This window comes from Shewanella sp. VK101, from assembly GCF_056497865.1.
Window position 1 is genome coordinate 152859 of record NZ_CM151402.1, and the last position, 15926, is coordinate 168784.

Annotated in this window: 15 protein-coding genes; 11 read left to right on the plus strand and 4 right to left on the minus strand. The window is 55.4% G+C overall.

Features of this window, described 5'->3' with window-relative positions:
* Window positions 1–1635, minus strand: coding sequence for a ZIP family metal transporter (locus ACSHSR_RS00685; RefSeq protein ID WP_208124045.1), 1635 nt, complete (start codon window positions 1633–1635; stop codon window positions 1–3).
* A gap of 186 nt (window positions 1636–1821) precedes the next feature.
* Here ACSHSR_RS00685 and ACSHSR_RS00690 point away from each other — a divergent pair, with 186 nt between their 5' ends.
* From ACSHSR_RS00690 to ACSHSR_RS00705, 4 genes are all read left to right on the plus strand, one after another.
* A complete protein-coding gene (locus tag ACSHSR_RS00690) occupies window positions 1822–2409 on the plus strand; it encodes a YhgN family NAAT transporter (protein ID WP_028780556.1) in 588 nt (195 codons plus the stop codon).
* 32 nt (window positions 2410–2441) lie between these two features.
* Window positions 2442–4571 carry an MGH1-like glycoside hydrolase domain-containing protein gene (locus tag ACSHSR_RS00695; RefSeq protein ID WP_479631176.1) on the plus strand — a complete coding sequence of 710 codons (2130 nt, stop codon included), beginning with the start codon at window positions 2442–2444 and terminating at the stop codon, window positions 4569–4571.
* 99 nt (window positions 4572–4670) lie between these two features.
* A complete protein-coding gene (locus ACSHSR_RS00700; protein ID WP_096142432.1) occupies window positions 4671–4958 on the plus strand; it encodes a hypothetical protein in 288 nt (95 codons plus the stop codon).
* A complete protein-coding gene (locus ACSHSR_RS00705) occupies window positions 4955–7774 on the plus strand; it encodes an immune inhibitor A domain-containing protein (RefSeq protein ID WP_479631177.1) in 2820 nt (939 codons plus the stop codon). Before ACSHSR_RS00700 ends, ACSHSR_RS00705 begins: the two co-directional genes overlap by 4 nt.
* A gap of 62 nt (window positions 7775–7836) precedes the next feature.
* Here ACSHSR_RS00705 and ACSHSR_RS00710 read toward each other — a convergent pair whose 3' ends face one another.
* Window positions 7837–8415, minus strand: a complete 579-nt coding sequence (locus ACSHSR_RS00710; RefSeq protein WP_144165301.1) for a chorismate--pyruvate lyase family protein — start codon at window positions 8413–8415, stop codon at window positions 7837–7839.
* A gap of 105 nt (window positions 8416–8520) precedes the next feature.
* Here ACSHSR_RS00710 and ACSHSR_RS00715 point away from each other — a divergent pair, with 105 nt between their 5' ends.
* Window positions 8521–8928 carry a flagellar basal body-associated protein FliL gene (locus tag ACSHSR_RS00715; protein WP_025010605.1) on the plus strand — a complete coding sequence of 136 codons (408 nt, stop codon included), beginning with the start codon at window positions 8521–8523 and terminating at the stop codon, window positions 8926–8928.
* Complete coding sequence (gene rlmF, locus ACSHSR_RS00720) at window positions 8921–10000, plus strand: 23S rRNA (adenine(1618)-N(6))-methyltransferase RlmF (RefSeq protein ID WP_418069972.1); 1080 nt, start codon at window positions 8921–8923, stop codon at window positions 9998–10000. The genes ACSHSR_RS00715 and rlmF overlap by 8 nt, the downstream gene beginning before the upstream one ends.
* A gap of 42 nt (window positions 10001–10042) precedes the next feature.
* On the opposite strand, the gene ACSHSR_RS00725 is transcribed toward rlmF, so the two are convergent.
* A complete protein-coding gene (locus ACSHSR_RS00725) occupies window positions 10043–10948 on the minus strand; it encodes a helix-turn-helix transcriptional regulator (RefSeq protein WP_025010607.1) in 906 nt (301 codons plus the stop codon).
* A gap of 24 nt (window positions 10949–10972) precedes the next feature.
* Window positions 10973–11803: a formate dehydrogenase accessory sulfurtransferase FdhD gene (locus ACSHSR_RS00730; protein WP_037474977.1), complete on the minus strand. Its 831-nt coding sequence runs from the start codon at window positions 11801–11803 to the stop codon at window positions 10973–10975.
* A 278-nt stretch (window positions 11804–12081) separates the two neighbouring features.
* On the opposite strand from ACSHSR_RS00730, the gene ACSHSR_RS00735 reads away from it, so the two are divergent.
* The 5 genes from ACSHSR_RS00735 (at window position 12082) to ACSHSR_RS00755 (ending at window position 15909) form a co-directional block, all read left to right on the plus strand.
* Window positions 12082–12540: a DUF3305 domain-containing protein gene (locus tag ACSHSR_RS00735; protein WP_025010609.1), complete on the plus strand. Its 459-nt coding sequence runs from the start codon at window positions 12082–12084 to the stop codon at window positions 12538–12540.
* On the plus strand, window positions 12540–13154 hold the full coding sequence (locus tag ACSHSR_RS00740) for a DUF3306 domain-containing protein (RefSeq protein WP_025010610.1): 615 nt from the start codon (window positions 12540–12542) through the stop codon (window positions 13152–13154). The genes ACSHSR_RS00735 and ACSHSR_RS00740 overlap by 1 nt, the downstream gene beginning before the upstream one ends.
* A gap of 150 nt (window positions 13155–13304) precedes the next feature.
* The gene (locus ACSHSR_RS00745) at window positions 13305–14969 is read left to right on the plus strand and encodes a 4Fe-4S binding protein (protein WP_093981851.1); all 1665 of its coding nucleotides are present in this window, start codon (window positions 13305–13307) and stop codon (window positions 14967–14969) included.
* 10 nt (window positions 14970–14979) lie between these two features.
* Complete coding sequence (locus tag ACSHSR_RS00750; protein WP_025889566.1) at window positions 14980–15636, plus strand: TorD/DmsD family molecular chaperone; 657 nt, start codon at window positions 14980–14982, stop codon at window positions 15634–15636.
* A gap of 75 nt (window positions 15637–15711) precedes the next feature.
* The gene (locus ACSHSR_RS00755) at window positions 15712–15909 is read left to right on the plus strand and encodes a twin-arginine translocation signal domain-containing protein (protein WP_025010612.1); all 198 of its coding nucleotides are present in this window, start codon (window positions 15712–15714) and stop codon (window positions 15907–15909) included.
* The last annotated feature ends 17 nt before the right edge of the window (window positions 15910–15926 follow it).

Here is a 15926-nt window from a genome sequence, read left to right on the forward strand (position 1 = left end):
TCAGTGAGAGCCTTTGTCTTGATGCTCATGGCCATTATGGTGAGCATGGCTGTGTGAGTCATGGCTGCTCGAACCGTGGCTATGTGAACCATGGTTGTGGCCTGAGTCATTGTGTTGTCCCGAGCCATGATCATGGCTGTGGCCTTTGGCCAGCCACATTCCCCGCAAAAACTTGCGTGGCCCCTGACGCAGCAAGCTGCTGGAGTAGAGCAGACACAGCAGCGTCAGCGCCGGGTAGCTTATCTCTTTCGGCAGATCGCCCAGTTCACGCCACTGTGGTTGCCACCAGGCAATGCCGCTAAGCAAAATGAGTAGCAGCAGTAACATACCGAGCCGTTGGCTCCAGCTCATCAACTTGAGTTGTGACAGGTTAAGCACAGGTGCGGCTATCAGGGTCAAGGCTACTGCCAAGGGGCTCCAGCCACTGTAGGTTAGCGACATAGCCAACACGGCGGCGCCCAGATTACAGAAACGCAGCGGCAGAAACAGCAAGGCCAGCACCAGCACTTGCGCCACCGGATGCGACAGCGGCACTGACGGATGGCCTATCAGATTGGCGAGGATCAGACTGAGCAAGATCCAGGGCGCGCTTCTATCCACCAGATGGGTAAAACCGAAATGCCAGGGCGACTGCGGCACCTTGGCGTGGGGATCGGTCAATTCGACGTGGGCACGGCTCAAAAACAGTCCCAACGCGACAAGAGCGAGTGCTTGCAGCAGGGCAAATTGCCAGCCCAGCAGTATCAAGGTCAGCAACAAGGCTTCGGGGCCGGCGAGGCGTTGCAGCCAGCGCCCCGGTAGTGAGGCTTGAGTAGGTGACAGCCCCGCGGCAAAACGTATGCTGGCCAGGGCGTAGGCCGCCAGCAATACCGGGGCCAGTAACAACAGCCAGTGCAGCAGTTGATCTGTGCTGTGGTCATGATGAGCGTGTTGGTGGCCGCCGGAATCCATCATCAGCAGCAATGCCAGCAGGCCTATCCCCAGCAGGCTGCCTATGCCGGCATGGTATTCATATTTGCTGCTTGGGGTTTGCTGCCCATGGCCATGGGGCTGATGCAGCACCACATGCAAAATAGAACCTGTGACAAAGGCTTGCAGGTAAACGGTATTATCCAGGCTCAGATGGCTGAGCAGCTGCTCACCGGCGAAGTAGCCCACAGAAGTCAGCGCCATCATGGCCAACAAAACCAGGCTGGCCCAACGGGTGCCGACCTGGGGTTTGAGTAACCACCAAATCGCCAGGCCCACAGGCAGCCTGTGCATGATTACCCCAAGCGCCAACAGGCTGGAGTTGCCTTCCTGTTGTGCCAGCACCATGGCGCCACCATCTGTGATGGTGTGCAGCAACAAGCCGCCGATCCCCAGCGTGAGGGTTAGGTTATGGGTGATCTCTGAATAGCGATGAAACAACTTCTCGCTGGCACTCGGGCCCCAAAGGCCGAGGATTACGAAGATGATCGCCAGTATGCCGCCGTGTTCCAGCAGTTCCGGCAGGATATGGATCAGTACCAGGCCGCCGAGGGAAACAAAAATAAAGCCGTCCAGACCCTTCTGCAAACCGCTTCCTGAAGAGAAGTAGCGATAAAACAGTGGACCCAGGAGCAGGGCGATACAACTGGCGACGAGATAGAGCATGAATTTCACGGCTGAAGTTTAGAGAACGCCATAGTATACCAGCAGCTGCGCAAATGAGCAGTGCCGTTACCTGGAATTTACCTTGAAGGATTTTCCACCCGAGACCAAGGATAAAAGTCCACTGCCGGTGACCAAAAAGTTATACAATAGTCGACTCTATGTTGTTTTGTTGGTGAATGGATATTTATGGATACTCTGTCGGCTGCCGTAATGCTGTTTCTCATTATGGATCCCTTGGGCAACTTGCCTATCTTTGCTTCTATATTGCGTCATATAGAGCCCAAGAAACGCCGCCGAGTGCTGATCAGAGAGCTAATTTTTGCCTTGTTGATCATGCTGTTGTTTCTTTACGCCGGTGAAGCCATCCTGAGTTTCCTCAACCTCAAGTCAGAATCGGTCAGTATTGCCGGTGGCATTATCCTGTTTCTGATAGCCATCAGGATGATCTTCCCCCAACCCGGAGGGGTGGTGGGCCTGGCCGCCGGTGAAGAGCCTTTCATTGTGCCGATGGCGATTCCCTTGATGGCGGGCCCTTCGATTCTGGCGGCGCTGATACTGCTGGCCCATACGGATAGCAGCCGTATGACGGACTGGACCATAGCCCTGGTAGCGGCTTGGGGCGCCAGTGTGGTTATCCTTATGTTCTATAAGCTATTTACCCGGGTGTTGGGTGACAAGGGGCTCACGGCGGTCGAGCGCTTGATGGGTATGGTGCTGGTGATGATTTCGGTGCAGATGTTCCTCGATGGCGTCTCCCGATATTTGAATCCCTGAGTTGTTAACCGTTTTGTTGAGTCGAGGTAGAAGTGCTTAGTTGTGCCCTGATCTGTGCTTTGAGTCTGGCCGCCGGAGATTATGACAATCTCTTGCCCTATCAAGGCACGCCGCAACAAGCACAGGAGCGGGATGTCGCCGGGAATCTGAAGATCCCCGCTGTCTACATGGATATGGGCGCCTGGCATGGATACCATCTGCCGGATGATCCTGCATTTTATGGCAGCTTCACCGGCCCCTTGATCATCGCCCAGGAATACAGCCTACATCTGGCGCCCAGCTTGCAGCACCTCAGCGTATTGGAGTTGAGCACAGGGCAGGCTAAGAATTTTGCCGAAGCAGAGAGACGCCTGTTCAGTCGCCCGGATGGCCTGTATCAGGAATATCGCTGGCAAGATCTCAGCCTCAGCACCAGGCTCTATTTTGCCGATGAGCGCAGCTCACTGATTGAGACTGTGCTGGAAAATACCGGCTCCCAAGTCGGTCAGTGGCAGTTGCAGTGGCAGGGAGAGCCCTTCGACAAGGCAGTAGGCAAGCCCTGGATTGCCGGCAGACAATTTGCGACCAATCAACTGGAGTGGCAGTTTCGGCCACTGAGAAAAACCTGGTCGCTGCTGCTCGATGATGCCAAATTCCGCATAAGCTTCCGTGAACCCACCTTCCTGGAAGAACGGGGGGCTCGGGGGTACCGAGCCAGTTCTGAAGTGCTGAACCTGGCTCCCTCTGAGCGGCGCAGTTTTCTCAGTGCCCAACAATATTTTCACACCGCAGCTGAGGCAAAGCCGCTGCAGTGGCCTAAGTTGTTGCAGAGCGCCGAGCGCAACCATAGTCGCTGGGGTTGGCGTCTGGCCAAGTTAGCCGATGGCGACTTGGGGCAAAAGCGCATGGCGGCCCGGGCCATCAGCACCCTGACACATAACTGGCGCAGCCCGGCCGGGGCCCTGCGTCACCACGGGGTAACGCCTTCGGTCACCTACCAATGGTTCAATGGTCTCTGGGCCTGGGATAGCTGGAAACAGGCGGTGGCCTTGGCGCGAGTCGAGCCCTGGCTTGCCAAGTCCAATGTGCGGGCGATGTTTGACTATCAATTTGATGAGCAGGATCCCGTCAGGCCCCAGGATGCCGGCAGCATGCCGGATGCAGTGTTTTATAACCAAGATGCGGCCCGCGGCGGTGACGGCGGCAACTGGAATGAGCGGAATGGCAAACCGCCGCTGGCGGCCTGGGCCGTATGGGAGATCTACCTTCAGGACGGTGACAAGGCATTTGTCGCCGAGCTTTACCCAAGACTGATGGCCCTGCATGCCTGGTGGTATCGCAACCGGGATCATGACGGCAATGGCCTGGCGGAATATGGTGCCAATCTGCATCCGCTGCACGGTGAGCCCGGGGCGCTTAATCGTGATGCCATCATTCAGGCGGCAGCCTGGGAGTCCGGGATGGACAATGCACCCAGATTCGATGCAGATAAAAGCTTGAAAGTACTGGAAAATCGCGACGCCAAGGGGCGTTTGCTCGGCTACTCACTCAATCAGGAGAGTGTCGATCTCAATGCATTTCTCTATGCCGATAAGCAGTATCTGGCGCAAATGGCCAGTCTGCTGGGGCGGGAAGCCGAAGCAATGCAACTGCGGCAACAGGTCCAGCGACTGGGACAAGCGATTCGGCAGACGTTTTACGACCCTGCCAGCGGTTTCTTCTATGATGTACGCTTCGATGCCGAGGGCAAGCGGCGATTGCTCAGCGACAATAAGGGCACTGAAGGTTGGATCCCGCTGTGGGCCAGTGTCGCTTCGCCTGAGCAGGCCGAAGCGCTGGTAAAGCGGCAACTTAGGCCAGAAAGCTTCGGCACCCAGGTGCCGTTTCCGACCGTGAGCCGCGACAGCCCAGAGTTTGCCCCCGACAGATACTGGCGCGGGCCGGTATGGCTGGATCAGGCCTTCTTTGCCATCAAGGGGTTGCAGCATTACGGTTACCGGCAACAGGCAAGTGCAATGTCGCGGCGTTTGCTGGCGGCCACTGCCGCCGATAGCCGGGATCTGCCGATACGGGAAAATTACCATCCGCTCAGTGGTGAAGGACTGCATTGCACCAACTTCAGCTGGTCAGCTTCGGTCTTGTTGTTGCTTTATAGCGAAGGTTTGTTGTCTGAGGCTGAATAATCCCTGAATGAGGCGAATTGGTCGCGACTTTCTGCTGTGCAATCTCATGTGCTGCTGTTAATCTTCTGTACTATCTCTGTTAACGATAAGGTGCGACCGGTGCGACTGCCATCAACTCTTGCTATCTGTTTGTTTCTGGGTGCCTGTCAGGCCGGGGACGGCACGGGAACCGATGTCGTTCAGGAAGGAAACCGAGAGGTTAAACCTTTGTTGCCCTGTGGCAGTGGGGCACCTGTAGTAAATCGGGCTAAAATTAAAGCCAGTCTGATAGAGCGCAACATCATCACTCCGCAAATGAGTGAGCAAGAGGCCGAAGCCAAGGTCTCTGAGTATATTCAGCAGCGCAATCAGAAGTTTGAAAAGTGTATTAAGGAGCCCAAGTCATGAGTTTGAAGTCGTTACTGGCCCTGGCCTTGGGGGCATCTTGCCTATTTGGGGCAACGAATGTTTTAGCCGCTACGGCTCCGGCGGATCCCGGAGTGATCAATAAAGAGCAGATCCTCTATTGGCTGGTGAAACGTGGTGAACTCGATGCCGAGGCCTCTGAAGAGGAACGGCAGCAGGCGCTGGCGGCTTATACGGCCAAATCTACTGGTGCAGGCAGCAAGGCCGCACAAGTGCTCAAGGCCAGAGAACAGCAACTGTTGCAACAGGCACGAAGTAATAGTCTGCGTCAAAGCAAGTTAATGCGGGCACAGTCGCGGGTGGCCGATACCGATGTAACCAAGCGGGTCAAGGTGTTGGCCGTGCTGGTGGATTTTCCCGACTTGCCCTATAACGCCAATCGCCTGAGTCCAGGCGATACCGAGATGTATTACACCAACTACCCGGTAGCCCATTACCGTGGTCTGTTGTTTTCCGATGCAGGTTTCCCTGGGCCCCAGGGGCAAACACTGCCCTCAGCCTATCAGTACTATCAAGCGGTTTCCGGCCAGAGCTTTTTCTTCAACGGTGATGTGAAAGGTTGGTTCAGAGCCAGCCAGAATGCCGCCTACTATGGTGCCAACGACCCGAATAACAACAATGACGACAAGGCCGCCACCGAATTGGTGGAAGAGGCGGTCGCGGCTGCAGTTGCTACCATGAGCGCCGATGAGCTGGCGCAGTATGATATTGAAGATCCTTATGATATCGACGGTGACGGCAACCTGGATGAACCCGATGGGATTTTGGATCATGTGATGATCTTCCATTCCAGCATAGGTGAAGAGGCCGGTGGTGGCGTGCTCGGTGATGATGCCATCTGGTCACACAGATTCTTTGTTCCCTCGGCACCAGGTCAATATGGCCAGGCTATCCCGGGCAGCAATATGCGTCTGTTCGGTTACACCATTCAGCCGCTGGATGCCGGAACCGGTGTCTGTACCCATGAGTTTGGTCACGACCTCGGTTTACCGGATGAGTATGACACCAGTACCGAAGCCAGCGACGGTTCGCCTGTGGGCCTCTGGTCTCTGATGTCCGGTGGCAGCTGGGCAGGTTCTCCGAGAGGCTCGCAGCCAAGTGGCTTCAGCCCCTATGCCCGCTCATTCCTGCAGGACAGATACAAGGGCCGCTGGGTCAACGAACAATCCCTGGATTATCAGGCGCTGGATAGCAACGGTACTCAAGTGACGCTGGAGCATGCCAATAGCAGTGGCGTAAACCAGTTGGCCATCAAGCTGCCGTCCGATTCCATCGCCTTCACCCCTGCCTATCAGGGGCAATACCAGTACTATTCGAATCAGGGCGATCAGCTCAACAATGCATTGTCGTTCGAGTTGCAACTACCCATGAGTACCAGTTTGGCGCTGAAGATGAAGGCCCATTGGCAGATAGAGCAGGACTACGACTATGTGCAGCTGCTGGTGGATGGGGTGCCATTGGCGGGAAGCCATACCAAGAGCAGCAACAGCATCAACAATGCCGCCAATATTATCAGTGGTGACTCGGCGGCCTTGCCCGGTGGTGAGGGGGAACAGGGCTGGCAGGAGATAAGCTTTGATCTCAGCGCTTATGCCGGTATGAGCAAGCAGATAAGCCTGGTGTATCGTACCGATGAGGCGGTCGGTGGCTATGGATTTGCTGTCGATGATATACGTCTCGAGAGTGACGGCAATCTCGTCTACAGCGATGATGCCGAGACGGCTCTGGAGACTGTGGTGCTTTCCGGTTTTGTTCGCACCGACGATACTCGCCCGGGCGCGCCGCGGCGTTATCTGCTGCAACTGCGCAACTACCAGGGCGTTGATGCCGGACTGCAGCAGGATAGCTATGAGCCGGGGCTCTTGGTTTGGTATGAAAACTTGGCCTACAGCGACAACAAGGTGGCTGAGCATCCTGGATACGGCCTCATTGGGGTGGTAGATGCGGATCAAAACCTGATAGGTAACCGGGACTCTGAGGTGCAGGTCCGTGATGCCAGCTTCAGTCTCTATCCACAGTCGGCTTTCTTCGGTGATACCCATCTTGGTAACAATAGTCTGTTTGATGACAGCGATGACTATAGTGCACCACTCAAGCCACAGGCTGGCCTGGTGCTGCCCAAGCTGGGTCTTATGGTGCAGCTGCTGACCCAGGAGCAAGACAGCAGCCAGGCGCAGGTGTTGGTGAGTAAACGCGGCGACAGCAACGGCACAGAACTCAGCGCCAGCATTTCGGCCCAGCAGGAAGGTGGCGATGTCAGTTTCAGCGCCAATCTCAGTGGCGGTACTGCACCTTATACTTATCAGTGGGACTTTGGTGTCGGCGGCGTTGGCAGTACCCTGGCGACGCCTCAATACAGCTACAGTGAGTCCGGCACCTACACAGTCACACTGACGGTGACAGACGCCAATAACCGGCAGACCGTGACCAGCTTGCAACTGACTGTCAGCATTCCTCTGTCGGCGCTGTTCGATATCAGTGGTACAGGTTTAACCGTGCAGTTCAATAACCTCAGCCGCGGTGGCAGCGGAGAACTCAGTTATCAGTGGGACTTTGGTGATGGCCAGAGCAGCACAGTTGCTTCTCCCTCGCATACCTACAGTGCGGCGGGCAGCTACAGTGTGCGCTTGGTTGTGACTGACTCACAGAATAATCAGAGCAGTAATAGTCGCACCTTGGTGGTCTCCAACCCGGTTGTGCCCAATACTACACAAAGCAGTTCCGGCGGTGGTGGTGGCAGTCTCGGTGGCCTGAGCCTATTGGGGCTGGCACTGATCGCCTGGCGGCGCAGGCGTTGACAGAATAAGGGACGCCTTGGCGTCCCTTATGTTTTGGGGAGTTCAGCAAAGGCTTTGTTTGATTAGGGGGCTAGTGGGCCTTGGTTAATGGCGGCAACCGCCGCCGGCAGGAAAATTTCACCGACAATCAGCTGTTGCTCCTGGAAGTGAAAATAACGTCTTCTGCCCCATATTGTCTCAGTGGTGGGTTGTGACAGTGAATCGGCGAGGGAGGCAATTCTGGATTGGCTGTCGAAACTGGCGACTTCTATGGCGCCGGGTTCAAAGCCGATATCGCCGAACAACAACTCTCCCAGTGGGCGGGTGCCCAACTTGCCCAGTCTCTGCTGTTGCTCCAGCAGCTTTGCCGGGATCAGGGTGCGGCCAAAGACCCAGGGAGTACCGTCTAGGCAGAGCAATACTTCCCTGATCCAGATGGCTTTATGTTCCTTACCCTGCCACTCCCGAGTGGATGAGGGCAGCATGGCTTCGCCGAGCAGTTTGACCTCAAAGTGGTTGCAGCAACTCTTGAGTCTCTTGGTGAGACTGCCGGTCGCCAGCAGCCAATCGTGCAATGGCGCTGCGGGAAGTTGCTGTGATTGCTCTGGCGAAAACCACTGAATTGATTCACCATAAGGAAAGCTTAAACTGGTCACACTCATCGGATACCCGGTACAATATTACAACCCGGGAGTCTATCACGCTTGCCCACAGGCAGATAGATCGCAAGGGGCGTCGGCACAAGTCACGGGAGCTTGATACTCAATATGAAACGCGTTTTGACACTGTTGTTTTTTATGCTGGCAGGCATGTTGCAGCCTGTGATGGCGGCCGATGAAAAGCCCGCCGAAGATACTTATGCTTACTATGGCTTCGAGCCTGAAATAGTGACCAACTATATCTCCAATCGGAAGAAGTTGGGGTTTGTGCGCATCAGTGTTGAGCTGATGGTGAAAGACCCCCAGGACCTGGTGGCCTTGCAACACCATGATCCCCTGCTGCGGGCCGCGATAGTGGAGATTCTCGGTAACCAACCCGAGGACAGGGTCAAGTCGCTTACCGGCAGAGAAGAGATCCGCCGTGAGTGTTACGACACAGTCAATCGTTTGCTGGAGCAGGAAACCGGTCGGGCGCTGGTGGTGAATCTGCTGTTTACCAAATACCTGTATGACTGAGGTAAAAAAGCATCGGCTCAACGCCTCGAAAGGCAAGGCCAGGGCCGAGATAAAGGTTAGGGCAAGAGTAAAGAAAAAGACCCAAGAGACAACGGTCGGCAAAACCTCGGTTAAAACGGGCGGAAAAGCCAAGGACAAGGGCCTCCATCCGCGCAACCTGCACCGCCAGGGCTATGATTTTACCGCCCTGGCCGCCAGTTATCCTGCGCTTGCGCCTCACCTTATCACCACAGACTATGGCCAGGTTTCTATTCCTTTTGCCGAGCCGCAAGCTGTCTTGGCCCTCAATGCCGCCTTGTTGCAGCACCATTATCATATCCAGGATTGGCAGTTGCCCGAGGGTTATCTGTGTCCGCCCATCCCCGGGCGGGTGGACTATTTGCATCATATCGCCGACCTGCTGGCCGAAGGCGGTAAAATCCCCCAAGGCCGGCGTATTCGCGGCCTGGATATAGGCACTGGAGCCAACGGCGTCTACCCCTTGCTTGGCTCAAGTGTCTATGGCTGGCAGTTTGTCGGGGCCGATATCAACCCCGTGGCGCTGGATAATGTCGCCGGCGTTTTACAGCACAATTCCAAGCTGGCCAGCGCCATTGAACTGCGGCTACAGCCCGAACCGGAACAGATATTTCATGGTCTTTTGCAGACCGGGGAGTGTTTTGATTTCAGCCTCTGTAACCCGCCGTTTCATGGCTCGGCTGCCGATGCCCTTAGCGGCAGTGAACGCAAACAGCGCAATTTGGCGGCAAGTCGCGGTGAGCAACATCAGCGTCAGGAACACAAGCTGAACTTCGGCGGTTGCCAGGCCGAGCTTTGGTGCGAAGGTGGTGAGCTGGGGTTCCTGCTGCGGATGATTCACGAAAGCCGCGACTATGGCGGACAAGTGCTGTGGTTTTCTTCGCTGGTGTCCAAGGGTGACCACCTCAAACCCTGTCAGCAGGCGTTAAAGCAACTTGGCACCAAAGAAGTCAAGATACTGGAGATGCAGCAGGGCAATAAGCAGACCCGGGTGTTGGCCTGGAGTTTCTTTGATGCCGCCGCCAGACGCCAATGGTGGAAGTTCAAGGCTTGAGGCCCGCCGCTGGCAGGCCTCAAAGTGGATTGAAAATCCGAGTTACTCCGGACTCCAAAGCAACTGACCACAGTCAGTGAGGTCATAGCCGCCGAGCAGGGCGGCCATCTGCCGGGTGTGGCTGCCGCCGAGCATCTTGAACAGTTGCTGCAACTGGCGGCGGAAGTAGATCCCCTGTGGCATGACAAAGTCGAAAGACTCAGTCACCAAGGGCACAAAGCTCAGGCCGCTTTCCATGGCGACAGCCTGACAGCCGAAACCTATATCGGCATCGCCTCGGGCAATATAACCGGCCAACTCCCGCTCACTGAAGGCGGTGAGTACTGAGTTGAGCTGCTCAAGCTTGGCGCCCTGTTTCAACAGCCAATGTTCCAGATGTTGCTGGCTGCCGGCGCCGCCTTGGCGGGTAACCCAACGCCAAGAGAGTTGCAGTACCTTGCTTTCTTCCTGACATCTGTGGTGCATATCCGGCCGCACAATTAGCCCCTGCTGGCGGTTATAGCCGTGAACCATGATCCATTGCTGGTGGTTGGGATACCCCTTCAGCAACGCCGTATGACGGATATTGCGCTCCTCTAAACTGCCCCAATGCAAGGTACAGACATCGGCGTAGCCCTTGGACAAGAGCTCCAGCCCCAGGCGGGAACCTGTGGCACTGTAGCTGATCAGTTCTCGACTGCCTACCTGGGCCATCAACCTGGCCACCTGCATCGACAGCAAGGGGTCATCACTGCCGGTGATCAACAGTCGGTCGGTTAACATGCCACTGTGGCAGGAGTCCATGATCCAACGGTCGATTAATATTTTTGGAAACAGCCATTTACCTGTGATTTTGGTCGCCGGCAGCATACGCTCGTTGGCCATGGCATAGACCTTCTTTTCGTTGAGGTCCAGATACTCGGCCACCTGCTTGGCGCTCATATAGACAAGTTCGCTGGGCTCCGTCATCACATCTCCTTGGTATCTTGGGTATCAGCGTGGATTGCTGGCATCAAACTCGATATTGTCGGCACCATTGTACACCAGGAAATGGCGTCCCTTGGCGCGGGCGACCATGGTGATCCCCAGCTTTTGTGCCAGTTCCAGGCCCATTTGGGTGACACCGCTGCGGGACAAGAGCACAGGGATCCCCATCTTGGCAACCTTGATAACCATCTCGGAAGTGAGCCGCCCCGTGGTGTAGAAAATCTTGTTGTCGCCTCTGTCCTGCTCCAGCCACATCTCACCAGCCAGGGTATCCACCGCATTGTGGCGGCCAACATCTTCGACAAAGGACTTTATCTTATCCGCTTCACACAGACCACAGCCGTGAACTGCGCCGGCATTCTTGTAGGTTTGGTTGTATTCACTGATGTTTTTCAACAGGGAGTAGAGCATGCTCTGCTTCAGTTTCGGTTGCGGCAGGACTATGTCGTCCAATCCTTCCATAAAGCCGCCGAAGACAGTGCCCTGGCCACAGCCTGTAGTGACTGTCTTGTCGGCCAGCTTGGCGTCCAGATCCTCAGTCTGCTCACGGGTGATCACGGCAGCGGAAGCCACGTCCCAGTCGACAATCACAGATTCCAGTTGCGATACATCATTGATAAAGCCTTGATTCTTCAGGTAACCCAGTGCCAGGGCCTCGGCTCTTGCACCCAAGGTCATCAGGGTGACTATCGGTCGCCAGTTGAGGTAGACAGTCAGCGGTCTTTCACAGGCGACATACTTCTCCTGCAGTTGGCCATTTTCATCGACCGCAGTCACGGCAATGGTCAAAGGCACCTGGGTATTGGTCTTGATCAATTGGGGTTTGGCACTGGTCATTATCGAACCTTCACAGAGAGCATGGGCCACAGCATAGCAATATTTATACCGTCACAGGATTCAGGCTGCAAAATGCGTGATCCGCAGCAAGCGCCGGCGGCACTCAGGTCATGAATGTCCCAAACCAGATTGCATATTGGACAAAATGTCCTATTTTTAGCCTTAAATAGATGATCAAGTTCAAACTTATTTCTCAAATGGCAACTGGCACTAAAATTGCAGAGTCTTGGGGATCTTACTTATGCCCGAAAATAATCCCATCGGGAGGGAGAGTCAGTATGCAACATTCCGAAAGCGTATGGCCCATGTACGTTTCACTGAAAAAAGTGGAGAAACAGGTCGGTCGTTGGACATCCATCAGCTGGGAGCTGGACCAAATCGTGCCCGCCACCCATGAGGCGCCTCCGGGAGCCAAGCTGGTCCTGCTGGAGTTGTTTCGTGATGAGCGTGCCAGTTACCGCCTTAATCTGGATATGGACAATCCCATGCTTTACATAGTTTGCGACGAAGATGTCGAGGGCAACTGGATCCCAGCCGCCATCTCCGCCGACCAAAATGTCGCAGCTGGTTGTCTCGAAGGGGATACCCCGGTACTGAACATGCCGATGCCGGAGGCGATTGCCTGCTGGATTGAAGCCTTCATTACCCGCCACGGTGAAGTGGAAATCACCGCCCACAGACGTAAACATGTTAACCGCCGCAAGGAATTGGCCGAAGACAACATTCGGAGGCATTGATGGCCGAAAAGAGTGGATTCCTCAGCCGCTGGGCACTGCGTAAGCAGCAAGTTCTGGACGGTGAAACCCCTATCGATGAACCGCTGCAAGAAGCGGAAGTTGTTGCAGAGGCAGAGCCGGAAACTCAGGCTGTGCTCGAAACTCAGCCAGAGACTGAGTTGCAGGAAGAAAAACTGTTGACTGCCGAAGACTTGCCCGACCCCAGCGGTATCGAGGTTGGCGGTAGTTTCGCCAGCTTTATGGCCAAGAATGTCGACCCGGCAGTCAAGACCGCCGCACTGCGTACCCTTTGGAAACAACCTCACTTCAATGAAATCGACGGCTTACTCGAGTACGCACTCGATTACAGCAATCAACCCAAGCTAACCGCTGAAGCTTCGGCTGAATTGGCCAAGAAAGTTTTCCGTCACGTACTGGAAAAAGAGGAGCCGGAAGAGGCTGAGGAAGCCCTGGCCGAAACCGATGCTTCCCTAGGGGATGCCGAGGCCGACACGCCACAGTTGGCCGAACAATCTGCGCCACAGTCGCCAACGGACAATTTGGACGGGGATGTGACTGCAGAGGCCCAAAATGCCACAGATGCAGTGGCCGAAACTCATAAGCCGGTTGTTTGACGTCAGTTTAACAGCCTTTAATGCCCATAATTTTGGTATGTGAATTGCTGTGTTCAGGCTATAGCAAGCTGTAAATCAATAATAAAAGCAGCAAGATAAAGAATACGGCCACCGCCATAAACTGTTCAGGAACGCAAAGTGAACAATAGTGTGAGCAATAATCCCGCCCAGCAAGCGCTGCGGCAGGTGCGTCGTGAGGTCAGCCAGCAGACTCAGATTCTGCAAAACCTGATCCCGCCGACCGTAAGTTACACCACAGAGGGGAATGTCCTGGTAATAGGCCCCGAGGATCTGGCTCGGCTGGCGGCAGACAAACTGTCTGCCATGGCCGGTAGAGTGATCTTGGCCAACGAGCCGATCACCAGCCAGGAAGAGGCCCATCTCGAAGCCGTAATGGCTGCCGCCGAAGATGTCGAGAGCTACTACAACAAGCTGATTGGTATCAAAGGCTTCCTCGGTCAATTCCAGGTGAGTGTCGAACATGACAATGGCGCCGCCGAGCTCAGTGTGGTTGCGCTACGCAAGCCGCATTTTGATCTGATCCTTGACCTGAGCCGCGAGCCGCAAATTCAGCTGGAAATGCTGCCACCCGGCTATTTTTATGTGGGTCAGGACCCGCAAAAACTGGCCGAAGCCTTGCAAGAGTTGCCCCAGATGATCGGCCAGTTTGACAAGCCGCGCTATGTCAAGGTCAACGCCGATCTCTGTGCCCATAATCGCAACGGCAATAATGGTTGTAACCGCTGCCTCAACTTCTGTCCGGCCGATGCTATCAAGAGCGTGGCCAAGCAGATTGAGATAGACCCCTATCTGTGCCACGGCGCCGGCAGCTGTACCAATGCCTGTCCAACCGGGGCCATTGCCTATGACCAGCCAACCCCTCAGGCACTGCATTCATACCTGAACAAGTTGATTTCCCGCTTCCGCGAGCAAGCCCAAACCGCGCCTGTGGTGCTGTTCCATGACATGGGACAGGGCGGCGCCCTGATCAGCGACGAGTTGCCGGGCGAGGTTCTGCCGGTCGCGCTGGAAGAAGTCACGGTTGCCAGCATGGATCACTGGATGGCTTCTTTGGCCTGGGGTGCGCGCCAGGTGTTGATCCTCAACACCAGTGCCACAGCACCGACTCTGACTCAGATGCTCAAGGGTGAACTGGGATTGGCCAATGCCATTTTGGATGAGATGGGGCAGCCACAAAGGATTCGGGTTATCGACGAAGCCGAGCTTGCCAATCTCTGGCCTATACTGGATGTAAGTCTGGACTGGCCTGTGATAGTGCCTGCGGCGCTCACTGAGGGTAACAAGCGCACCCAGCTGTATGCTGCTATCGATCACCTCAATGAGCAGGCAGCCAATGTTGATACCCAACTGGCCATGGGCAATGTTCCTTATGGCTTGGTGAATATCAATGCCGACAAGTGCACCTTGTGTATGTCTTGTGTCGCGACCTGTCCTACCCAGGCGCTGACCGACGGGGGCGACACTCCGGCACTGTATTTTGTCGAGCAGGATTGTGTGCAGTGTGGTCTGTGTGAGGCCGCCTGTCCGGAGAAGGTGATCAGCCTGACTCCTCAGGTCAATCTGGATAAGGCTGCACGGCAGCAGCGCCGGATCCTGAAAGAAGAAGCTCCGTTCGAATGTATTCGTTGTGGAGCGCCGTTCGCGACCCAGTCTATGGTGCACCGGATGCTGGATATGGTCGGAAGCCACAGCGCCTTCAGCGCCAACATTGAGCGTTTGAAGATGTGTGGTGATTGCCGGGTTAAGGATATGTTTGAAGACATACTCCAGGATCCGGAAAAGCAACTGAGATAAGAGATCCGCTATGACCGAAACAGTAAGAGAAGTATCAGAAAACGATCAGCTTAGAGCAGATATCTATCAGCTGCTGGCGGCGCTGCTGAGGCGCCACCCCAGCCCGGAATTGCTGAGTTTTCTTGGCGACCTCGAAGTCGACGCCAATGACGACAGTGATATGACCAAGGCCTGGTTGGCGCTCAAGTTGGCTGCCGTCCAGTTCGACAGTAACCAGTTGGAAGATGAGTATTTCAACATCTTCCTCGGCGTGGGCTCGGGGGAAATCCTGCCCTATGGCAGCTGGTTTATGACAGGTTCGCTGATGGACAAGCCCTTGGCTTTGCTGCGTCAGGACCTGATGCAGCTGGGCTTCGAGCGCGAAGAAAACGTCAAGGAGCCGGAAGATCATGTTGCCGCCCTGTGCGAGGTGATGAGCGTATTGCTGCTGGAAGCTCCGGCCCATCAGCAACTGGCCTTCTACCGCCGCCATATCGGCAGCTGGATCATACGTTTCTTCGATACCTTGTCCCGTTGTCCCTCCGCCGCGTTTTACGCCGTGGTGGCACAACTCGGCCGGGCCTTCTTTGAAACCGAAATCAATGAGTTTGAACAGCTGGTGCTGAGCACGCCCGTGGTGGAAACCCCGGCGGTACAGATCCAGCCCAAGGCCAGCGAGTTGGCCTGAGAATTTGCCCGTGGCAACACGGGCTAAAGCATGCGGGGGAGTTTCCCCCGTCTACCTTCAACACGAGGAGACACTATGAAGAAGCAAGCTTCCGACATGGGTCGTCGTCAACTGCTCAAGGCATTGGCGATCGGCAGTGCGGCAGGCGCGGTTGCGACTGTCAGTGGTCAAGCCTTGGCGGCCAAGCCTGAAGCACCAGAAGTGCCAAAGGGTGAGGGCTACCGTGAGACTGACCATGTGCGCAATTATTACGCCTCACTGCGTAACAAATAACGATAAGGAGAGTGTGT